We start from the raw sequence: 22106 nt of genomic DNA on the forward strand, positions 1-22106 counted from the left end.
GCGGCAGCCGCACAGTGACACTGCCCCGCGCCCCTGAAGGGGCGCGCTTCCCCTACGTCTCTTGGACAAGGACTGACGTTCATGCCGAACCACCCCGCAGCCGACGCCCTCCTCGCCCGGTCCCACCGGCTCGGTGCCGACCCCCGCAACACCAACTACGCCGGCGGGAACACCTCCGCCAAGGGCACCGCGACCGATCCCGTCACCGGGGGTGATGTGGAGCTGATGTGGGTCAAGGGGTCCGGTGGGGATCTCGGGACGCTGACCGGAACGGGGCTCGCCGTGCTGCGGCTGGACCGGCTGCGGGCGCTGACCGACGTCTACCCCGGGGTCGACCGCGAGGACGAGATGGTCGCCGCGTTCGACTACTGCCTGCACGGCAAGGGCGGTGCGGCGCCCTCGATCGACACGGCGATGCACGGGCTGGTCGAAGCCCCGCACGTGGACCATCTGCACCCCGACTCCGGCATCGCGCTCGCCTGCGCGGCCGACGGGGAGAAGCTGACCGCCGAGTGTTTCGGCGACACCGTCGTATGGGTGCCGTGGCGGCGGCCCGGTTTCCAGCTCGGCCTGGACATCGCCGCGGTGAAGGAGGCCAACCCGCAGGCCGTCGGGTGCATCCTGGGCGGGCACGGGATCACGGCCTGGGGTGACACGTCCGAGGAGTGCGAACGCAATTCGCTGCACATCATCCGCACCGCCGAGCGGTTCCTCGCCGAGCGGGGCAGGCCGGAGCCGTTCGGGCCGGTGCTCGACGGGTACGAGCCGCTGCCCGGGGCCGGGCGCCGGGAGCGGGCCGCGGCTCTCGCGCCGTACGTGCGGGCCGTCGCCTCGCAGGACCGGCCGCAGGTCGGGCACTTCGACGACTCCGAGGCCGTCCTGGACTTCCTGGCCCGTGCCGAGCACCCCAGGCTGGCCGCGCTCGGCACCTCCTGCCCGGACCACTTCCTGCGCACCAAGGTCCGGCCGCTCGTCCTCGACCTGCCGCCGTCGGTCCCGACCGACGAGGCCGTGGCCCGGCTGAAGGAGTTGCACGCCGCCTACCGCGAGGAGTACGCCGCCTACTACACGGCCCACGCCACGCCCGACTCCCCCGCCATGCGCGGCGCCGACCCGGCGATCGTGCTGATCCCCGGTGTGGGCATGTTCAGCTTCGGCAAGGACAAGCAGACCGCCAGGGTCGCCGGCGAGTTCTACCTCAACGCGGTCAACGTGATGCGCGGTGCCGAGGCGGTCTCGGCGTACGCGCCGATCGAGGAGTCGGAGAAGTTCCGCATCGAGTACTGGGCCCTGGAGGAGGCGAAGCTCCGGCGGATGCCGGAGCCGAAGCCGCTCGCCACCCGGGTGGCGCTGGTGACCGGGGCCGGAAGCGGGATCGGGAAGGCGATCGCGCGGCGGCTGGCGGCCGAGGGCGCCTGTGTCGTCGTGGCGGACCTGAACGGGGACAACGCGGCCGCGGTCGCCGAGGAACTGGGCGGACCCGACAAGGCCGTCGCCGTGACCGTCGACGTCACGTCGGAGGAGCAGATCGCCGAGGCATTCCGGGCCGCGGTGCTCGCGTTCGGCGGGGTCGACCTGGTGGTGAACAACGCCGGGATCTCCATCTCCAAGCCGCTCCTGGAGACGTCCGCGAAGGACTGGGACCTCCAGCACGACATCATGGCCCGCGGTTCCTTCCTCGTCTCCCGCGAGGCGGCCCGCGTGATGATCGCGCAGCGACTGGGCGGCGACATCGTCTACATCGCGTCCAAGAACGCGGTGTTCGCCGGTCCGAACAACATCGCCTACTCGGCCACCAAGGCCGACCAGGCCCACCAAGTGCGGCTCCTTGCAGCTGAGTTGGGTGAGCATGGCATCCGGGTCAACGGCGTCAATCCGGACGGCGTGGTGCGCGGCTCGGGCATCTTCGCCGGCGGGTGGGGTGCGCAGCGGGCGGCGGTGTACGGGGTGCCGGAGGAGAAGCTGGGCGAGTTCTACGCGCAACGCACGCTGCTGAAGCGGGAGGTGCTGCCCGAACATGTCGCGGCCGCCGTCTTCGCGCTGGCCGGCGGTGACCTCACCCACACCACCGGCCTGCACGTCCCGGTCGACGCCGGCGTCGCCGCCGCGTTCCTGCGATGAACGCCGGTGTGCGGCCGTACGCGGCGGTCGACCTCGGCGCGTCCAGCGGACGCGTCATGGTCGGCCGCGTGGGCCCCGACAGCCTGGAGCTGACCGAGGTCCACCGCTTCGCGAACCGGCCGGTGCGGGTGCCCGAGGGGCTGCGCTGGGACGCGCTCGGACTGTACGCCGGAGTGCTGGAGGGACTGCGGAAGGCGGGCGACGGGCTCGCGTCCGTCGGCGTCGACAGCTGGGCCGTGGACTACGGCCTGCTGGACGCGGACGGGGCGCTGCTGGGCAACCCGGTGCACTACCGTGACCGCCGTACGGAGGGGGTCGCGGAGAAGGTGTGGGCGAGCGTCCCCGCCGGGGAGCTGTACGCGGCGACCGGTCTGCAGTACGCGCCGTTCAACACGCTGTACCAGTTGACGGCGGCCCGCTCCACCGTCCAACTCTCCCAGGCCAGAAGGCTGTTGCTGATACCGGACCTGCTGACGTACTGGCTCACCGGTGAGCAGGGCACGGAGCTGACCAACGCCTCGACCACGCAGCTGATCGACCCGCGCACCCGCGACTGGTCCCACGGGGTCGCACAGCGGCTGGGCATCGACCTTTCCTTGTTCGCGCCGCTGCGACAACCCGGGGACCCGGCCGGGGAGTTGCGGCCCGAGGTGCTGGAGGAGACCGGTCTGACCGGGCCCGTGGCGGTGACGGCGGTCGGCTCGCACGACACGGCGTCCGCGGTGGCCGCCGTCCCCGCCACCGGCGAGCGGTTCGCCTACATCTGCACCGGCACCTGGTCCCTGGCCGGCCTCGAACTGGACGCCCCGGTCCTGACCGAGGAGAGCCGCGCCGCCAACTTCACCAACGAGCTGGGGCTGGACGGCACGGTCCGCTACCTGCGCAACATCATGGGCCTGTGGCTGCTCCAGGAGTGCGTACGGGCCTGGGGCGAACCGGATGCTCTGGGGACGCTGCTGCTGGAGGCGGCGAAGGTGCCCGCGCTGCGGTCGGTGGTGGACGCCGGGGACGCGGCGTTCCTGGCGCCGGGGCGGATGCCGGAGCGGATCGCCGAGGCCTGCCGGGTCTCGGGCCAGCCGGTGCCCGGCTCCCCCGCCGAGATCACCCGCTGCATCCTCGACTCGCTCGCGCTCGCGCACCGCAGGGCCGTCGAGGACGCCCAGCGTCTCGCCGGGCGGTCGGTCGACGCCGTGCACATCGTGGGCGGCGGCACCCGCAACGCCCTGCTGTGCCAGCTGACCGCGGACGCCTGCGGATTGCCGGTGGTGGCCGGCCCGACCGAGGCGGCCGCGCTGGGCAACGTCCTCGTGCAGGCCCGTGCGCACGGGCCGGCCGGTGACCTGGCCGGGATGCGGCGCCTGCTCACCCGTACCCAGCTGCTGACCCGGTACGAACCACGCGGCGGCACACGGCGGTGGGAGGCCGCACAGGCCCGGCTCGCATAGGGCCTGCCCCCGGCAGACCCCACGGATCTGCCGGACGGGCCACGGCCCTGTCGTGGGTCTCCCCCGCGCGTGCGACCGCGCACTACCCTGCACTCACCCGATGATCGACCCACAAGGAGCCGCGATGCGTGTCGCCCTGTTCCTGACCTGCGTCAACGACACGCTCTATCCCGACACCGGGCGCGCGGTGGTGAAGCTGCTGACCCGGCTCGGCGTCGAGGTCGACTTCCCCATGGCGCAGACCTGCTGCGGGCAGGCGCACTACAACACCGGGTACCGGCACGAGGCCGAGCCGCTCGCCCGGCACTTCTCCGAGGTCTTCGGGGACTACGACGCGATCGTGACGCCGTCGGGGTCGTGCGGGGCGATGGTGCGGGAGCTGTATCCCCGGATGGGCGAGCGGGCCCGCGCGGAGGGGCGCGGGGGCGGCCTCGCGGCCACGCTGGCGCCGGTGGTGCCGAAGACGTACGAACTCACCGAGTTCCTGGTGGACGTGCTGGGAGTGACGGACGTCGGCGCGTACTACCCGCACACGGTGACCTACCACCCCACCTGTCACGGGCTGCGCTCCCTCGGGCTCGGCGACCGGCCGCGGCGGCTCCTGGAGGCCGTGAAGGGGCTGGAGCTGGTCGAGTTGCCGGGGGCCGACGAGTGCTGCGGCTTCGGCGGCACGTTCGCGCTGAAGAACCCCGACGTCTCCGCGGCGATGGGCGCCGACAAGGTGCGCAACGCCGAGTCGACGGGCGCCGAGGTGCTGTGCGCGGCGGACAACTCGTGCCTGATGCACATCGGGGGGACGATGACCAGACTGCGGGCCGGGATGCGGCCGGTGCACATCGCGGAGATCCTGGCGCGCACGGAAGAGGAGGCGGCGGCCGTATGAGCGGAACGTTCGTCGGAATGCCGGCCTTTCCGAAGGCCGCGCGGGAGGCGGTGCGCGACACCACCCTGCGCGGCAATCTCCGGCATGCCACGCACACCATCCGGGCCAAGCGGGCGAAGGCCGTCGCCGAGGTGTCGGACTGGGCACAGCTGCGGGAGGCCGGCAAGCGGATCAAGGACCATACGCTCCATCACCTGGACGAGTATCTGGTGCAGTTGGAGGATTCGGTGACGGCCGCGGGCGGCACGGTCCACTGGGCCGCCGACGCCGCCGAGGCCAACCGGATCGTGACCGGACTCGTCAGGGAGACGGGCGAGTCGGAGGTCGTCAAGGTCAAGTCGATGGCCACGCAGGAGATCGAGCTCAACGAGGCCCTCGAGGCGGCGGGCATCCGCGCCTACGAGACCGATCTGGCCGAGCTGATCGTGCAGTTGGGCAAGGACCGGCCCTCGCACATCCTCGTCCCCGCGATCCACCGCAACCGCGGGGAGATCCGGGACATCTTCGCCCGCGAGATGAGCAACTGGGGCCGCCCGGCGCCCGAGGGCCTCACCGACACGCCCGCCGAACTCGCCGAAGCCGCACGGTTGCACCTGCGGGAGAAGTTCCTGCGTGCCAAGGTCGGAATCTCCGGGGCCAACTTCATGGTCGCCGAGACCGGCACGCTGGTGGTGGTGGAGTCCGAGGGCAACGGGCGGATGTGCCTGACCCTGCCGGAGACGCTGATCTCGGTCGTCGGCATCGAGAAGATCGTCCCGACCTGGCAGGACCTGGAGGTCTTCCTGCAGACCCTCCCGCGCTCCTCGACCGCCGAGCGCATGAACCCGTACACGTCCACCTGGACCGGCACCACCGACGCGGACGGCCCGCGCGCCTTCCACCTGGTACTGCTGGACAACGGCCGCACCGACACCCTCGCCGACGAGGTCGGCCGGCAGGCATTGCGCTGCATCCGCTGCTCGGCGTGCCTGAACGTCTGCCCGGTCTACGAGCGGGCCGGCGGCCACGCCTACGGCTCCGTCTACCCGGGCCCGATCGGCGCCATCCTCAGCCCGCAACTGCGGGGCACGGCAAGCGAGATCGACGCCTCCCTGCCGTACGCCTCGTCGCTGTGCGGGGCCTGCTACGAGGTGTGCCCGGTCGCCATCGACATCCCCGAGGTGCTGGTTCATCTGCGGGAACGGGTCGTGGAGGGCGGCCAGATCGTCCGGGGCGGCAACAAGGTCGTGCTCCAGCCCGCGAAGGGGCACGCAGCCGAGCGCGCCGCGATGCGCGCGGCCCGCTGGGCGTTCTCGCACCCGGGCGCGCTGCGCACCGGCCAGCGCCTCGCCTCCCGCACCCGGCGCCTGCACCCGCGCACCCTGCCGGGCCCCGGCCGGGCGTGGAGCGGCACCCGGGATCTTCCGGCGGTGCCCGCGGAGCCCTTCCGCGACTGGTGGCAGCGCACACACGGCAAGGGCGGCTCCGCCGCAGCGAATACGACGACCGGTGCCGGAACGACGGCGAAGGACAAGGCCGAAAACAAGGACAAGGACAAGGATGGTGACCGGTGAGCAGCAGGGAACGGATCCTGGGCCGGGTGCGGCGCGCCCTCGCCGACGTCCCGCGGGACGTCGGGGCCCCGTACGAGCGGGCCGTCGCCCGCGACTACCTGCGCGAGCACGGTGACCGTACCCCCGCGCAGACGCTGGACCTCCTCGCCGAGAACCTCGCCGACTACCGGGCGATCGTCCACCGCACCGACGCCGGCCATCTGGCCGAGGTCGTCGCCGGACTCCTGGTCTCGCGCGGCTCCTCGTCGGTCCTCGTCCCGCCGGGGCTGGACGAGAGCTGGCTCGCGGGGAGCGATGTGAGGCGGGTCGCGGACCGGGCGGAGAGCACCCCGCACGAACTGGACCGGGTCGACAGCGTGGTCACCGCCTGCGCGGTCGCCGTCGCCGAGACCGGCACGATCGTCCTCGACGGCTCCCCCGACCAGGGCCGCCGCCGGATCACCCTCGTCCCGGACCACCACATCTGTGTCGTCCGCGCCGCGCAGGTCGTCCCCTCCGTCCCGTACGCCCTCGAGCGCCTCGATCCGGCGCGTCCCCTGACCTGGATCTCCGGTCCCTCGGCGACGAGCGACATCGAACTCGACCGGGTGGAGGGCGTCCACGGCCCGCGCGTCCTGGAGGTCGTTCTGGTCGGCTGATGCTCTGCCCGTGTCCGCGTCCGCTGCTGACGGCCATCCGCGGGGACGATCCCAAGGTGCTGCTGATCGACGAGACCGACAAGGCGGACGTCGAGGTGGAGGGGCTGCTGGAGGTGCTCGAGGCCACGGTCACCGGCCGGCACGGCAGCAGCGACTACGGCGCCGCCCTGGGCGAGTTCACGAACGGCACGCAGAGACCGTGGGCTCACGCACCACCGTGTTCGTCCTGGGCGACGCCCGCAACAACATGGGTGACCCGGATCTCCCGGCCGCCGGCGAACTGGGCCGGCGTGCCCACCGCGTCCACCGGTTGAACCCCGATCCTCGCTCCCGTCGGGGCACCGGCGACTCGGCGGCCCTCGAGTACGCCGGGTCGGTCGGATGCACGAGTGCCGCACCGTACGCCAGTTGAGCGACCTGATCGGACGGCTGCTGCCGGTGTGACGTCCGCGGACGCGGCCCGGGTTCAGGCAGGCGAGCGGTGCGCGGTGTACAGCAGGTATTTCCAGTTCATGACCGGGCGGCCCTCCCCGGTTCCCCGGTCGTGGCGGCGGGCGAGTCCGGCCAGGTCGGTGTCGAGGGCGGCGACGCGTTCGGGCTCGTCCGCAAGGGACTTGTAGACGCTGATGACCGGGCCGTAGCGCTGCTTGAAGTAGTCCCGGAACTCCTCCGGCGTCGCGAACCGCTCGATGGCGACCGTGCGTTGCCCGGCGGTCTCGTCGGTGACGCGGTCCCCGAACAGCGCACGGACGTGCTCCGGGTCGCCCCACAGCGGGGGCGGCTGCGCCCCGGGCGGGGGCGGCGGGGCGTACGGCTTGACCGTGGCCGGCATCCGGCCGACGAATCCGCCGGGCGTCCAGCTCAGCAGGCCGATGGTGCCTCCCGGCCGGCAGACGTGGAGCAGTTCGCCGCCGGCCGCCTCGTGGTGCGGAGCGAACATGACCCCGACGCAGGAGATCACGGTGTCGAAGGCGCCGTCGTCGAAGGGCAGCGCCTCGGCGTCCGCCTCCTGCCGGCGCAGCCGTGCACCCCGTTCCTCCGCCGACCGCCGCCCGGTCTCCAGCAGTTCGGGCGCGAGATCGGCCGCGATCACGTCGGCCCCGGCCGGTGCCGCCGGGATCGCCGCGTTCCCGGTCCCCGCCGCCACATCGAGCACCCGGTCCCGGGCCCCACCCCGGCCGCCTCGACCAGCTCCTTCCCCAGCCCCGGAATGATCTCGGCGGCCACGGACGGGTAATCGCCCTGGGCCCACATCGCCCGGGCGAGCCGGAGCTGGGTGTGAGCGACGATCAGGATCCAGGTCCAGCGGTCCGCCGCCTCGGGCGTACGGAGTTTCGGGGTGGTCCAGCCGAGGGTTCGCTTCGCGAAGCGGAAGGTGTGCTCCAGATCGAAGCGGCGGAGAAATGCCTGCCAGAAACGGTTCACGTCGTCCGGGGTGGCGCCGCTCGGCTCGAGGACGATCTTCAGCCGCTCGGAGGCGAACCGCATGGCGTCCCTGATCTCGTCGTCGCCGACAAGGACGATCCCGTCCAGGAGCCGCTGGTTGACGGAGAACGTCAGTTCACCCGGGGTGTGCAGCGCCTGGCCGTCGGCAATGGTGCGCGGGACCGGGACGCTCACGCGGTGTCCCGCCTCCAGGGACCGCTTGGTGTCGTCGCCCGCCTCGGGCTCGACGCCGATCACCCGTGTCCCGGGGTGCAGGCCCTTGACCGCGGTGGCGCTTCCGGCGATCAGCCCGCCGCCGCCGACCGGTGCGACGAGCATGCCCGGCTCTCCGGCTTCTTCGAGGAGTTCGAGGGCCGCCGTACCCTGTCCTGCGATGACGTGCGGATGTTCGTAGGGCGGGATGAGCGCCAGGCCGCGCTCTGCGGCCAGGGCTTCGGCGACGGCGACCCGGTCGCCGGTGTACCGGTCGTACGTGACGATCTGAGCGCCGTACGCCTCGGTGGCCGCCCGCTTCGACGGCGGGGCGTCGTCGGGCATGACGATGACGGCCGTGGTGCCGAGTTCCCGCGCGGCCAGGGCGACGGCCTGGGCGTGGTTGCCGGAGGAGTAGGCGGCGATGCCCCGGGACAACTGCTCGGGGGTGAGCCGGGAGGCCGCGTTGTAGGCGCCCCGGAACTTGAAGGCGCCCACGCGTTGGAAGTTCTCGCACTTCAGGTGAACCTCGGCGCCGGCCCGCGCGTCCAGGGTGCGGGAGCGCAGGACCGGGGTGCGACGGGCGACGCCGTCGAGCCGTTCGGCGGCGGCACGGACGTCGTCGAGGGTGACCGGCGGGGTGGTGGTCGTCACGCGTTGCCTCCGGGGAGTCGTCGGCCACTGGACCAACGGTCCAGACCACTGCCCGGTCTTCCTCCGGCCGGGTACTGTGCCGCCGCCCGGCCGGAGGAAGGCCTTCACGTGTCGTCGGCCTCGCCCAGCCACTGCATCAGCGAGACGCGGGCGCGGGCGACCCGCGAGCGCACCGTGCCGATCGGGCAGCCGACGATGAGGGCGGCCTCCGCGTAAGGGAGGCCGAGCATCTGCGTGAGGACGAACGCCTCCCGCCGGTCGTCGGGGAGCGCGTCCAGCAGTTCCGCGAGGACGACGCCGTCGTCGAAGCCCGGCAGATCACGCGGCTGGTTGCGTTCGACGAGCGCCTCCCAGTCCGCCGCGTCCGACAGGCGGGGGCGGACGGAGTTGTGGCGGATGCCGTCGATCACGGCTCGGCGGGCGATCGTCAGCAGCCAGGTACGGGCCGACGAACGGCCCTCGAACCGGTGCAGGCTGCTCAGGGCCCGCAGGAACGTGTCCTGAGCCAGGTCGTCGGCGCTCTGCGGGTCGGCGCCGAGGAACGTCACGTAGCGGCGGACGTCCGGGTGCAGAGCACGTACGAAACGCTCCTCGGCCTCGGCGTCTCCACCGCGGGCGGCGAGCGCCCAGGCGGTGATCGACTCCTCTTTCGGCTGTTTCCGTGGGGGAAGCAGGGCAACAGTGCTCACCTGCGACTGTCCTTCCGGGAGTTCCGGCACCGGCGGCCGAATCCGCGTCGGCGCGTCGCGCCATCGGCGTACGCGGGCAGCGGTACGGCGTGGCCGTATCCGCGTGACACCGCGGGCGCGACCGGCTCGGCGGGTCCGACGGCCCGAGGGCCGACGGGCGCGGCACGACGGTGCCGGTGAGGGGGTGGGGTGGCGGCCGGGCACGGAAGTGCGCGGCCGGTGCCCGAGGCGGGAACACCGACGTCCGACGGCTCGACCGTGACGTCGATCCGTCGGTCCGCCGGGTTCCGGGAGGCCTCGGGGAACCGGCTGTCGTCAGACGACAGCGGCCACGGCGGGCGGACCCCGAGTGGTGATCGTGTGGGTGAGGAGGAGCCGGCGCGGCATCCGGACCCGGCCGGCGTGGCGTGCGCGGACGCGTGGGCGGTCCGGCGGTGCGGGCCATCGCAGCAGCAGTCCACGCAGCGGCACGAACAGCCGGCCGGCGACGGCGCGCAGGATGCGGAACGCGGCACGTTCGCCACGCGCGAGCCAGAGGGCGCACACCAGCGCGGCCAGTAGGTGGGCGGCGAGCATCCCGGTCGACGACATGCCGTCCGCGGCCATGGAGTGCGCGGCGTGGTCGGCATGGGCGGAGTACACGGAATGCGGGGTGCCCGCCGCCTCACCCCCCGTACCGTCACCCATGCCGTGCCCCATGCCGTCGCCCGGGGAGAGGGGTGCGGCGTGCTGACGCATCAGCAGGTTGCCCAGCCCGCGATCGAGCAGCGAACCTCCGTCCGAGGGGCCCGGGTGGACAAGCGCCTGGGCGAAGGCGAACAAGGTGTGCAGGGCGGCCTGTGCGGCCACCGCGACGGAGCCGACCAGCCACGGCCCCCGTTCCCGGCCGGCCAGGAGCCAGGTGGTGACGCCGGTCGCCGCCGCCCCCGCCGCCAGGGCCCACCCGGGCACCGCGGTCTGTGACATCAGGACGTGGCCGAGGGCGGCGAGCAGCACACAGACAGCCGCGAACACCGCGGCCCGTACCGTGCGAGAACACCACCCACTGGTCATGGCGGCCTCATCCTCGCATCCGGATCTCGAGCGTCACGTGAGGGTACGGACATTGTCCTGGTGCCCGACTCAATCGGGGTGGCATGATGCACGTCACATCTCCCTGTGGACCAGGACCGTCACCCGGCCGGGACCGTCGCACCCACCCGAACAGGACTGGCGAGCACACGGCGGTGAATGCGCACCAGGTCGAGACGAACTCCAGCCGCCACAGGGCCCAGCAGACGAGTGCGCCCGCACCGGCCAGGGCGCCGAGGACCCGCGGGCCACGGTCGCTGGAGAGCAGCAGGGACCCGATGGTGGCCACCAGGCAGCCCACGACCGGCAGCGGGGCGTACGGCAGGTCCACGACGTAACCGATGGTACGGCCGCGGATCTCCGCCCGCGCGGGACGTGTGGCGAGGACGTGTCCGAGGGCCGCCGCCGTCATGGCCCCGACGACGAGGGGCAGCATCAGCCTGTGCAGCGTGTCCCGTCGCGCGCCCTTCGGCTCGGCGCACAGCACGCCCACCGGCACCCAGAGCGCCGGCAGTGGCAGGGCGACGACCGCCCACAGCAGCACGGTCGGGCCCGTCCCTCCGCCGGAAGCCCAGACCGCCGCCTCGATCATCTGGTGCACGCCGAGCAGCAGCGGCAACGCGGCGAGCGGAAGGTCACCGCTGTGGCCCGCCCGCACCGCGCGGGCCACACAGGCCACCCCGACCGCCGCGATCCCGACGCCCGCCACGAGGTCGGCCTCCGCACTCCAGCACATCGTTCCGCCCTCGGATCACCGGCAGGAAAGCCCCATCCTCGCGAAACCGGAGCAACCGGACGGCAGCGACACGACAGCGCGCTCCCCCGTCCCCGCACCGCCTGCCTACCCGGTGCGCTCCCAGCCCCGGCGGGGCGTGCGGGTGCCGAGGGCGGTGTCGCGGCTGCGGTAGACGATGTACGGGCGGGTGAGGTACCCGAGGGGCGCGGTGAGCATGTGGACGAGGCGGGTGAAGGGCCAGGCCGCGAAGAGCAGCAGGGCACTGAGGGCGTGGAGCTGGAACAGCACCGGGGCGCCGGTCATCAGGGCCGGGTCGGGCTGGAGGTAGAAGATGGAGCGGAACCAGGGGGAGATGGTCGCGCGGTAGTCGTAGCCGCCGCCGACGATGTTCGCGGCCACGGTGGCGGCCAGGCCCAGCACGATGGTCGCAGTGAGGGAGACGTACATGGCCTTGTCGTTGCGGGTGGTGGCGGAGAAGACCGGGCCCACTGTGCGCCTGCGGTAGATCAGGATGGCGATCCCGCCGAGGGTGGCGGCGCCGGCGATGGTGCCGAGCACGACCGCGCCGATGTGGTACATGTGCTCGCTCACCCCTACGGCCTCGGTCCAGCTCTTGGGGATGAGCAGGCCGCCGATGTGGCCGAGCAGCACGACCAGGATGCCGAAGTGGAACAGCGGGCTGCCGATGCGCAGCAGCCGCCGCTCGTAGAGCTGCGAGGAGCGGGTGGTCCAGCCGAACTTGTCGTAGCGGTAGCGCCAGATGTGGCCGAGGACGAACACCGCGAGGCAGACGTAGGGCAGGGCCACCCAGAGCAGGATGCCGCCGGTTCCTGCCGCCGCCGCCAGGGTGGCGGTCTGCGCGGGCGCGGTCATCGGGGACCTCCTACGACGGGGTCGGGCAGGAACACGGGGGACGACGCGTACGGGTCGAGCCCGACCTGCTCCTCGGGCGGGCCCTGGGCGGCGAGCCGCATGACGGCTTCGCGGTCGTCGCCGGCGAGGGCGGGCAGGGTGGCGGAGAGGGAGTCCAGGACGTGCGCCCAGGGCGAGTCGTCGTCGTTCAGGGCCAGCCGCAGCAGTTCGAGGCCGGCCCGGTGTTCGGTGAGGAGGCGTGCTCCCTCGGCGGGGTCGGCGGCGGCGAATTCGAGGACGACGGCGAGGTGGTCGGGCAGTTCGTCGTCGGCGAGCCGCCAGCCGGCCGCGGCGTAGGTCTGTTTCAGCTTCAGCAGGCCCATGCCGCGCTTGCGGGTGTCGCCGTACGCGTAGTACGTCAGGTACGGGCAGAAGCGTTTGCGGTGGTCGAAGGTGGCGACGTAGGCGGCGGTCAGGTCGGCGGGGGCGGTCTGCTCGGCGTGTGCGGCGAAGCGGAGCAGGGGGCGGGCCACGGCCGGGTCGGGGAGGGTGTCGGCGACCCGGCGGGCCAGGGCCAGGTGGTCGCCGAACGTGTCGTCGGGGTAGGCGAGCAGCAGGGACTGAACCTGCCAGGCGGAGGGCTGCCAGGGCTGGGAGCGTGCGGTCCCCGTGGTCTTACTCGTCTTCCTCGTCTTCCTCTGCATCTTCATGGTTTCGGCTCGACCTCCCCGTCTCGGTCCGGGCCGGCGCTGTCGTCGCGGGACGGTGTGTCCGGGAACAGGCCGGGTGGGGAGCCCTTGCCGTCCCAGTTGAGGAGGTTCACGCGGGTGGCCTTGTCGGTGGGGGTGGCCGGGGTGTCGGAGGTCTGGCGGTCGCGCAGGGCGTGGAAGTTCTCCACGGCGATGGGGGCGGCGCCGCCGGACGTCTCGCCGAAGGGGCCCGAGCCTCCCATGCCGGGTCCGCCCTCGTAGTCGAGGCTGCACTCGGTGGCCAGTTCCTCGAGCTGGTGGGCCTGTTCGGCATGGGCGGGCGGGATGACGTACCGCTCGTCGTACTTCGCGAGGGCCAGCAGCCGGTACATGTCGTACATCTGCTCGCCGGTCATGCCGACGGCCTCGGGGATGGCGTCGTTCGGTTCACGGCCCAGGTTGATGTCGCGCATGTAGGCGCGCATGGCGGCCAGACGGTGCAGGACCGCGTCGACGGGGACGGGGTCGCCCGCGGTGAACAGCTGGGCCAGGTAGTCGACCGGGATGCGCAGGGCGTCGACGGCCGCGAAGAGGTTCTGGTGGTCCTCGGCGTCCCGGCCGGTGTCGCGGACGGCGTCGACCACCGGGGACAGCGGCGGGATGTACCAGACCATGGGCATGGTCCGGTACTCCGGGTGCAGCGGCAGGGCGACCTTGTAGGTGTTGATCAGGGAGTGGACCGGGGAGCGCTGCGCGGCCTCGATCCAGTCCCGTGGGACGCCGGCCCGTTCGGCCGCCGCGACGACCCGCGGATCGTCCGGGTCGAGGAAGACCTGCCGCTGTGCCTCGTACAGGCCGGTGTCGTCGGGAGTGGAGGCGGCTTCCAGGACGCGGTCGGCGTCGTAGAGGACGAGGCCGATGTAGCGCAGCCGGCCGACGCAGGTCTCGGAGCAGACGGTGGGCAGTCCGACCTCGATGCGCGGGAAGCAGAACGTGCACTTCTCGGCCTTGCCGGTGCGGTGGTTGAAGTACACCTTCTTGTACGGGCATCCGGTGACACACATCCGCCAGCCCCGGCAACGGTCCTGGTCGACGAGGACGATGCCGTCCTCCTCGCGCTTGTAGATCGCGCCGGAGGGGCAGGAGGCGGCGCAGGACGGGTTGAGGCAGTGCTCGCAGATGCGTGGCAGGTAGAACATGAAGGTCTGCTCGAACTCGAACTTGATCTTCTCGGAGACCTGGTTGAGCAGTACGTCCTTGTCGCCGTGGTCGATCGAGCCGCCGAGGTTGTCGTCCCAGTTCGCGGACCAGGCGATCTTCATGTCCTTGCCGGTGATCAGGGACTTGGGGCGGGCGACCGGGGTGTGCTCCTGGAGCGGGGCATTGGTCAGGGTCTCGTAGTCGTACGTCCAGGGCTCGTAGTAGTCGTCCAGCGACGGCAGTTTCGGGTTGGAGAAGATCTGGATCAGCTTCTTGAACCGGCCGCCCGCCTTCAGCCCCAGTCTGCCGCGCTTGTTGAGTTCCCAGCCGCCCTGCCAGGTGTCCTGGTCCTCGTAACGGCGGGGGTAGCCCTGGCCGGGGCGGGTCTCGACGTTGTTGAACCAGACGTACTCGACGCCGGAGCGGTTGGTCCACGCCTGTTTGCAGGTGACCGAACAGGTGTGGCAGCCGATGCACTTGTCGAGGTTCATCACCATCGCCATCTGCGCCATGACCCGCCCGATGGGAACGGGCCCGGCGGGGGCGGACCCGACGGGGGATTCGTCGACGGCGGCCATCAGTACGTCACCTCCTGGTTCGAGCGGCGGCGGACGACGGTGACCTCGTCGCGCTGATTGCCGGTGGGACCGAGGTAGTTGAAGGCGTACGACAGCTGGGCGTAGCCGCCGATGAGGTGGCTGGGCTTGATCAGCAGCCGGGTCAGGGAGTTGTGGATGCCGCCGCGCCGGCCGGTGGTCTCGGTGCGGGGCACGTCGATGAGCCGGTCCTGGGCGTGGTGCATGTAGACGGTCCCCTCCGGCATGCGGTGCGAGACGATCGCGCGGGCGGCGACGACCCCGTTGCGGTTGACCGCCTCGACCCAGTCGTTGTCGTGGACGCCGATCTTCTCCGCGTCCTCCTTGCTCATCCAGATCGTCGGGCCGCCCCGGGAGAGGGACAGCATGAACAGGTTGTCCTGGTACTCGGAGTGGATGGACCACTTGTTGTGCGGGGTCAGGTAGCGCACGGTCACGCCCAGTTCCCCGACGTCGCCGATGCGTGGCTCGCCGAACAGGGCGTCCATGTTCAACGGCGGCCGGTAGACGGGCAGTCCCTCGCCGAGCGCGGACATCCAGTCGTGGTCGAGGTAGAAGTGCTGGCGGCCGGTGAGGGTGTGCCAGGGTTTGAGGCGCTCGACGTTGACGGTGAACGGCGAGTAGCGGCGCCCGCCGGTCTCCGATCCGGACCACTCCGGTGAGGTGATGACCGGGACCGGCGCGGCCTGGGTGTCGGCGAAGGTGATCTGCTTGCCCTGGTGTTCGGCCGCCAGGTCCGCGAGCCGGGTGCCGGTGCGCGCCTCCAGGCTGTGGAAGCCCTGGGTGGCGAGGTGGCCGTTGGTGGTGCCGGAGAGGGCGAGGATCGCCTCGCAGGCGTGGGTGTCGCGCGCGAGCGACGGACGGCCGTCGGCCGTACCGCCGCGCACGGTGCCGTTCTTGTGCCGCAGGTACTCCAGTTCGCGGTCGACCTTGAAGGTGATGCCCTTGGTGGTGGCGCCGAGCGTGTCGAGCAGCGGGCCGAGGGCGGCCATCTTGTCGGCGACGGCCGCGTAGTCGCGTTCGACGGTGAGGAGTTTCGGCATGGTGCGGCCGGGCACCGGTTCGCACTCCCCCGCCTTCCAGTCGCGGACCCGGCCGTGCGGGTTCGCCATCTCGTCCGGGGTGTCGTGCAGCAGCGGCGCCGCGACGACGTCCGTCCGCACGCCCAGATGTCGGGCAGCCTGCCGGCTGAACTCCTTCGCGATGGTGTGGAAGGCGTCCCAGTCGCTGCGGGTCTGCCAGGGTGGAGGGATCGCCGGATTGAAGGCGTGCACGAAGGGGTGCATGTCCGTACTGGACAGGTCGTACTTCTCGTACCAGGTGGCGGCCGGCAGGACGACGTCGGAGAAGACCGTGGTACTGGTCATCCGGAAGTCCATGGTCAGCAGCAGGTCGAGTTTTCCCTCCGGGGCCTCCTCCCGCCACACCACGTCCCGCGGGCGGGCGTCCGGCGGTGCCTCGGTGGCCCGCACGGAGGAATCGGTGCCGAGCAGGTGCTTGAGGAAGTACTCGTTGCCCTTGGCGGAGGAGCCCAGCAGGTTCGCCCGCCAGATGGTCAGCACCCGGGGGAAGTTCTCCGGGGCGTCCGGGTCCTCACCGGCGAACTTCAGCCGTCCCGCCTTGAGTTCGTCCACCACGTGGTCGGCGACCGGCCGGCCCGCGGCCGCGGCGTCGTCCGCCAGGTCCAGCGGGTTGCGGTCGAAGGTCGGATACGACGGCATCCAGCCCATCCGCGCCGACTGCGCGATGACGTCCGCCGTGCTCTTCCCGGCGAACGGGCCGCCCCGGCCAGGACCGGCCGCCGCGAGGGTGTCCGCGGAGAACGGGTCGTAGCGGAACTGGTCGGCGTGCAGGTACCAGTAGGCGGTCTGGATCATCGTCCGGGCGGGCCGGTTCCAGTCGGCGGCCGTCGCGATCGCCGAGTAGCCGGTGATCGGACGGACCTTCTCCTGCCCGACGTAGTGTGCCCAGCCGCCGCCGTTGACACCCTGGCAGCCGGTGAGCGTGGTCAGGGTCAGGAAGGACCGGTAGATGGTGTCGGAGTGGAACCAGTGGTTGGTCCCCGCCCCCATGATGATCATCGAGCGGCCGCCGGACTCCTCGGCGTTGGTGGCGAACTCACGGGCGATACGGGCCGCCCGGTCCGCGTCCACTCCGGTGATCGCGGCCTGCCAGGCCGGGGTGCAGGGCTCGTCCGCGTCCTCGTACGACGTCGGCCACCGGCCGGGCAGTCCCTCCCGGGCCACCCCGTACTGGGCCAGCAGCAGGTCGTACACCGTGGTCACCAGACGGCCGGCGATCCGGCGCACCGGCACCCCGCGCCGCAGCCCGCCCGCCGCGCCGTTCGGGGCGTCGAACCGCGGCAGCAGAACGGTGACCGGCGCCTCGGCGGCACCGTCGGCGGACAGCGACGGATCGGTGTCGCCCAGGTCGAGGTTCCATTTGCCGGCCCCGGACTCGCCGAACCGGTCACCCAGTGTGCCGTTCGGCACCACCGGCTCCCCGGTGGCCGTGTCCAGCAGCACGGTACGGAACTCCGCGTGCTCGGCCTCGGCGGCCTCGCCACCGAGGTCGGCGGCGGTCAGGAACTTGCCCGGTACGTATGTGCCCGGCTCGGCGCCGCCCCCGGCCCCGGTCTCGGCCCCGGCCTCGTCGAGAGTGACCAGGAAGGGCAGGTCGGTGTACCTCTTCACGTACTGGTTGAAGTACTCCGTCTCCCGGTCGACGAAGAACTCCTTGAGGATCACATGGCCCATGGCCATCGCCAGGGCGCCGTCGGTGCCCGGCTGGGCCGGCAGCCACTCGTCGGCGAACTTCACGTTGTCCGCGTAGTCCGGGGAGACCGCGATCACCTTCTGGCCCCGGTAGCGGGCCTCGGCCATCCAGTGCGCGTCCGGGGTACGGGTGACGGGGACGTTGGAGCCCCACATGATCAGATAGCCGGCGTCCCACCAGTCCCCCGACTCCGGTACGTCGGTCTGGTCGCCGAAGACCTGTGGCGAGGCCACCGGCAGGTCCGCGTACCAGTCGTAGAACGACAGCATCGCGCCGCCGAGCAGGGAGTAGAAGCGGGCGCCGGCCGCGTGCGAGACCATCGACATGGCCGGGATCGGCGAAAATCCGGCCAGCCGGTCCGGGCCGTACTCCTTGATGGTGTGCACGTGCGCGGCGGCCACCATCTCCGTCGCCTCCACCCAACTGGCCCGCACCAGACCGCCCTTGCCGCGCGCCCGCTTGTAGCGGCGGGAGCGCTCGGGGTCGGAGACGATGTCGGCCCAGGCCGCCACCGGATCGCCGAGCCGGGCCTTGGCCTCCCGGTACATCTCCAGCAGCACGCCCCGCACGTACGGGTAGCGCACCCGGGTCGGCGAGTAGGTGTACCAGGAGAAGGCCGCTCCCCGGGGGCAGCCGCGCGGTTCGTACTCGGGGCTGTCGGGACCCACCGACGGGTAGTCGGTCTGCTGGGCCTCCCAGGTGATGATGCCGTCCTTGACGTACACCTTCCACGAGCACGAGCCGGTGCAGTTCACCCCGTGGGTGGAGCGCACCACCTTGTCGTGCGACCACCGGTCCCGGTAGAACTCGTCGGCCTGGCGGCCGCCGCTCCTGTGCAGGGTGCGCAGGTCCTTCGAGACCTCCGCCCGGGTGAAGAACCGGCGGCTGCGCACCAGCGCCTCCGCCAGATCGCCGTCCATGCCCGTCCGTCCGGGGCCGCTCCGCATGCTCTCCGTGCTCACCGCGCCACTCCGCTCCGGGCGTCGGCGGCCCGTTCGAATCGTGATCGGTTTCGGCCGCCACGACTCTAAGCCCCCTCCCCTCCCCAAGGTCAACAACCACACCACGAACCGCAGGTGACACGGCGCAGTCCGTCCACATGCGAGACAGCGGGGCGGGGAGCGGTGAGCGCCAGGAGCCGCGGCGGGGTACGGGACGGCCGTGCCCCGCGGACGGCCGGGGGTCAGCCGGCGGGACGGGGCAGGGCGCCCGCCTCCTGGTCGCGCACCGCGTCGACCCCTTCCCACTGCTCGGTGCCGAGGGTCGCGAGCGCGGCCGGGAAGACGCCGTCCTGTTCCTTGAGGATGTGGTCGCGCAGCATTTCCATCGCCTCCATCAGCCGGTCCGGCCAGGCCGGATCGCCGGGCGTGAGCCCGTCGGCGGCCTGGGCCAATATCTCGTCGACGTGCCGGTGTTCCGCCTCCAGAGTGGCGATCTGCTCGGGGAAGTCCTCGGCCATGGCGGGGAACAGGCCGCGTTCCTCCACCCGGGTGTGCGGGCCGAGCACGGCCGCGATCTCCCGGGCCACCTTCGCCATCCGGGGCACGTCGCCGTCCTCGTGGGCGGGGCGCAGGTGGCTGATCAGCCGGACGACCTCGTCGTGCTCGCGGGTCAGCTCGTCGATCGCTGCCAGGCACTGGCAGCCGCAGTACTCGCACACGGGTCTTCTCCTCTGCTTCTTCCCCGGTCCTGACACGCCTTCGGCGGATCTGCGGGACCTACGACGGATCCACGGGCCTTCGAGGTCCGCTCGTTACACGACGGACCCGGCGTGGTGGTTCTCGGCGGGCAGCCGGTACCGGTCGCCTTCGGCCGCGGCGCGGACGCCGGTGAGGGTGTAGGCCAGCGCCGCGGCGGACACGATCGCGAGCAGCACCAGGCCGGCGGCGTATGTCCCGTACGCGCCGTACAGCGAGCCCATCACCAGCGGCGGCAGGAAACCTCCGAGGCCTCCCGCGGCGCCGACGATCCCGGTGACCGACCCGACCTGGCCCGCCGGGGTCAGCTGTGCCACCAGGGCGAAGGTCGCCCCGCTGCCCGCGCCGAGCGCGGCCGCCATGGCGAGGAAGGCGATGGTCCCGACCAGTGCGAGCGGCAGGGTGAACGACTGTACGAGCGCGCCGGCCACGACCACGGCGAGGGAGCCGGCCAGCACTCGGACCGGGCCCAGCCGGTCGGACAGCCAGCCGCCGATCGGACGCATCGCCACCGCGAGCAGCACGAACCCGGCCATGCGGTTGGCGGCGTCGGCCTGGGTGAGGCCGTAGCCGGTCTTGAGGTACGTCGGCAGGTAGACGGAGAAGGCGACGTAGCCGCCGAACGCGACCGCGTAGAGTGCGGACGCCTGCCAGGTGATGCCGAGCTTCACGGTGCCGGCCAGGCGGCGGGCCAGCGGCTCGCTCGGGACGGTGCGGCCCGGTGCGTCGCGCATGAACAGCAGGGCGGCCACGGCGTACACGGCCAGTCCCGCGGCGGTGATCAGGAACGGTGTCTTCATGCTGCTCGCGTCGACCAGCTTCACGGTGGTGAGGGCACTGACGGCGGTGCCGCCCATGCCGGCGCCGAAGACACCGATGGCCAGGCCGCGCCGCTCGGGCGGGAACCACGCGTTGACGAAGGGCACTCCGACGGCGAAGGTGGTACCGCCGATGCCGAGGAAGAACCCGCCGATCAGCAGGGCGGTGAGTGAGGAGTGCCCGGCCAGGCCCAGATGGAGGACCGGCACGATGGTGGCCGCCGAGACCATCGGGAACATCAGGCGTCCGCCGAACCGGTCGGTGAGCGCGCCGACCGGGATGCGTCCCAACGAGCCCACCACGACCGGCACCGCGACCAGCAGCGACTGCTCGAATGACGTCAGGTCCAGGCTGTCCTGGAAACGCGGGCCGAGCGGGCTGAGCAGAGCCCACGCCCAGAAGTTGACGGCGAAACCGACGGTGGCCAGAGCCAGCATCAGCCATGCCCGGCCGGACACCGGGGCACCCGACGGCGGGCTGCCGTTCTTCGACTTCGACGGCTGGACCATACTGTCCGTCCCTTCCCTCTCACAGTCCGTCCCTTCCCTCTCACAACGGTGCCTCGGCACCGGGGCCGCGCGAAAACCGCAGGCCCCTTGCCTGCGGGCCGGGGCCCCAGGACCACGGTCCGAGTCCGGGACCCCGCGCCCCCAGGGCCCATGGGTCCCTGCCGTCCGGCGGAGGGTCCCTCCGGTCGGGCCCGGCCTGGCCCGACCGTTCCGTCGTCCGGAGTCCCTGGATCGGTGCCCTTCCAGCGGTCCGTGAAACAACGGCTGTGACGCCGGTGTCCGGTGGTCCCAGGTGGGGCCCGGGCGGCGCGAACGCGGGGCCGGCACAGGGCCGAACGGCCCTGCCCGTACCGGTCAGTGGGCCCGCTCCTGGTCCCGGCCCTGACCTCGCCGCCGCTCCCCCACGTTGAGGCCGGACACGGGACGGGCTGACGCGCGCGGTGTGCGACCGCTGCCGGATCCGGAGCCGTAACCGAAGCGGATCAGCAGGTGCGGGCAGCAGCGTCGTCTCGTTCCCGCCATGGCCGCCCGCAGGTCCGGCCACTCCATCGCCTGGTGCAGCATCGAGGTACGCACCCCGTACCGGGTCGCCGTGAGCAGGACGCGTTCCAGGGCCTGCCCCGCCCTCAGCCAGTCCTCCGGCCGGTCGTGGGAGGTCCACAGCAGGGCCACCTGCGCATGGCGTTCGAACCGTACGGCCGGGAGTCTCGGTACGGGCAGTACTCCAGTGAAGTCCCGCACCGGCATCCGGCCGGACGCGTCCCGCGGGCCCAGGGCGGTCAGGGGGATGCCGTAGGGGGTGCGTTCGCCCGGAGGTGTGACCCAGGTGCGCATTTCGCCGATGCCGGCCGGGTCGGCGGCATTGCGGGTCTCGGCGGCCTCCGTCAGGTGCAGCAGGCGCCGGGTGCCCATGATGTCGGGGACGTCCAGGTGGGCTCCCTCGGTGCGGGCCGCGCCGATCATCTCGGTGACGATCGGGTCCGGCACCGGGCGGCCGGTGAACGGCATCCGGCTGGTGTGGCGGCGCTCGACCGCGTCGTACAGGCCGCTCAGGGACAACTGCCGGTCCACGGTGGGGCAGGACAATTGCACCGTGGCCAGCAGGTCCGGGTCGTCCGCGGCGGGGCGCAGCCGGACGACGGGAGCCCAGCCGAGGTGTTCCGCGGCCACCCGGAGGTTGAAGACGGCCGCACCGACCGACATGTGCTGGGCACGCCCCAGGGGATCCGCGGTCGACAACTGCCGCCTGCGGTCGGCCCTGACCTGGACCGTCCCGCTGTCCGGGTCCAGGCCGAACCGCCAGGGCTGCGTGTTGTGGATCGACGGGGCCGCCACTGCCGCGGCCAGCAGGGCATGCACGGCTGCGGCGTCGAGTTCGCGGGTCTGCATCACGGCAATCACGGCTCCTTCGCAACGGCTCCTCGGCAGAGTTCTCTCTGCTGCGTCAACCCTGCGCCGCGAAACCGCTCCGGGAGGAGGGTTGACCGGCCCCACGGCGCGGGCCATGTGGCCCGTTCGGGACCGTCAGTGGTCTCGTTCGG

Annotated in this window: 16 protein-coding genes and 2 pseudogenes; 6 read left to right on the forward strand and 12 right to left on the reverse strand. The window is 72.1% G+C overall.

Going from position 1 to position 22106, the window contains the following annotated elements; genetic code table 11:
- The first annotated feature begins 81 nt into the window (after nt 1-81).
- The 6 genes and pseudogenes from ACFYQA_RS24375 to ACFYQA_RS24400 form a co-directional block, all read left to right on the forward strand.
- Nucleotides 82-2121 (forward strand): bifunctional aldolase/short-chain dehydrogenase, encoded by a 2040-nt coding sequence (locus tag ACFYQA_RS24375; protein WP_388921552.1) that lies wholly within the window; start codon nt 82-84, stop codon nt 2119-2121.
- Nucleotides 2118-3566 carry a rhamnulokinase family protein gene (locus tag ACFYQA_RS24380; RefSeq protein WP_388921555.1) on the forward strand — a complete coding sequence of 483 codons (1449 nt, stop codon included), beginning with the start codon at nt 2118-2120 and terminating at the stop codon, nt 3564-3566. Before ACFYQA_RS24375 ends, ACFYQA_RS24380 begins: the two co-directional genes overlap by 4 nt.
- 124 nt (nt 3567-3690) lie before the next feature.
- A complete protein-coding gene (locus tag ACFYQA_RS24385; RefSeq protein ID WP_388921558.1) occupies nt 3691-4449 on the forward strand; it encodes a (Fe-S)-binding protein in 759 nt (252 codons plus the stop codon).
- Nucleotides 4446-6002, forward strand: coding sequence for a LutB/LldF family L-lactate oxidation iron-sulfur protein (locus tag ACFYQA_RS24390; RefSeq protein ID WP_388921561.1), 1557 nt, complete (start codon nt 4446-4448; stop codon nt 6000-6002). The genes ACFYQA_RS24385 and ACFYQA_RS24390 overlap by 4 nt, the downstream gene beginning before the upstream one ends.
- A complete protein-coding gene (locus ACFYQA_RS24395; protein ID WP_388921563.1) occupies nt 5999-6640 on the forward strand; it encodes a lactate utilization protein C in 642 nt (213 codons plus the stop codon). The genes ACFYQA_RS24390 and ACFYQA_RS24395 overlap by 4 nt, the downstream gene beginning before the upstream one ends.
- Nucleotides 6641-6654: 14 nt before the next feature.
- Nucleotides 6655-6759, forward strand: a pseudogene (locus ACFYQA_RS24400) (MoxR family ATPase); the annotation flags it as partial.
- Between the two features lie 347 nt (nt 6760-7106).
- On the opposite strand, the gene ACFYQA_RS24405 reads toward ACFYQA_RS24400, so the two are convergent.
- From ACFYQA_RS24405 to ACFYQA_RS24460, 12 genes and pseudogenes are all read right to left on the reverse strand, one after another.
- Nucleotides 7107-7892 (reverse strand): class I SAM-dependent methyltransferase, encoded by a 786-nt coding sequence (locus ACFYQA_RS24405; RefSeq protein WP_388921566.1) that lies wholly within the window; start codon nt 7890-7892, stop codon nt 7107-7109.
- A gap of 179 nt (nt 7893-8071) precedes the next feature.
- Nucleotides 8072-8932: pseudogene (locus ACFYQA_RS24410) on the reverse strand (pyridoxal-phosphate dependent enzyme); the annotation flags it as partial.
- A 104-nt stretch (nt 8933-9036) separates the two neighbouring features.
- On the reverse strand, nt 9037-9621 hold the full coding sequence (locus ACFYQA_RS24415; RefSeq protein WP_388921569.1) for a sigma-70 family RNA polymerase sigma factor: 585 nt from the start codon (nt 9619-9621) through the stop codon (nt 9037-9039).
- Between the two features lie 315 nt (nt 9622-9936).
- On the reverse strand, nt 9937-10674 hold the full coding sequence (locus tag ACFYQA_RS24420) for a hypothetical protein (RefSeq protein WP_388921572.1): 738 nt from the start codon (nt 10672-10674) through the stop codon (nt 9937-9939).
- Between the two features lie 7 nt (nt 10675-10681).
- Entirely contained in the window at nt 10682-11428 is a 747-nt protein-coding gene (locus tag ACFYQA_RS24425) for a DUF6629 family protein (protein WP_388921575.1), read from the reverse strand.
- A gap of 105 nt (nt 11429-11533) precedes the next feature.
- Nucleotides 11534-12301: a respiratory nitrate reductase subunit gamma gene (narI, locus tag ACFYQA_RS24430; RefSeq protein ID WP_388921578.1), complete on the reverse strand. Its 768-nt coding sequence runs from the start codon at nt 12299-12301 to the stop codon at nt 11534-11536.
- Nucleotides 12298-12990, reverse strand: a complete 693-nt coding sequence (gene narJ, locus ACFYQA_RS24435) for a nitrate reductase molybdenum cofactor assembly chaperone (protein ID WP_388921581.1) — start codon at nt 12988-12990, stop codon at nt 12298-12300. The genes narI and narJ overlap by 4 nt, the downstream gene beginning before the upstream one ends.
- A complete protein-coding gene (narH, locus tag ACFYQA_RS24440) occupies nt 12987-14747 on the reverse strand; it encodes a nitrate reductase subunit beta (protein ID WP_388921584.1) in 1761 nt (586 codons plus the stop codon). The genes narJ and narH overlap by 4 nt, the downstream gene beginning before the upstream one ends.
- The gene (locus ACFYQA_RS24445; RefSeq protein ID WP_388921671.1) at nt 14747-18460 is read right to left on the reverse strand and encodes a nitrate reductase subunit alpha; all 3714 of its coding nucleotides are present in this window, start codon (nt 18458-18460) and stop codon (nt 14747-14749) included. Before ACFYQA_RS24445 ends, narH begins: the two co-directional genes overlap by 1 nt.
- Nucleotides 18461-18723: 263 nt before the next feature.
- A complete protein-coding gene (locus tag ACFYQA_RS24450; RefSeq protein ID WP_388921587.1) occupies nt 18724-19200 on the reverse strand; it encodes a hemerythrin domain-containing protein in 477 nt (158 codons plus the stop codon).
- Nucleotides 19201-19293: 93 nt separating this feature from the next.
- A complete protein-coding gene (locus tag ACFYQA_RS24455; protein ID WP_388921590.1) occupies nt 19294-20565 on the reverse strand; it encodes a nitrate/nitrite transporter in 1272 nt (423 codons plus the stop codon).
- A 354-nt stretch (nt 20566-20919) separates the two neighbouring features.
- Nucleotides 20920-21954 carry an Acg family FMN-binding oxidoreductase gene (locus ACFYQA_RS24460; protein WP_388921674.1) on the reverse strand — a complete coding sequence of 345 codons (1035 nt, stop codon included), beginning with the start codon at nt 21952-21954 and terminating at the stop codon, nt 20920-20922.
- Between the last annotated feature and the right edge of the window lie 152 nt (nt 21955-22106).

Source organism: Streptomyces sp. NPDC005774, from assembly GCF_042871645.1.
Lineage (GTDB): Bacteria > Actinomycetota > Actinomycetes > Streptomycetales > Streptomycetaceae > Streptomyces > Streptomyces pratens.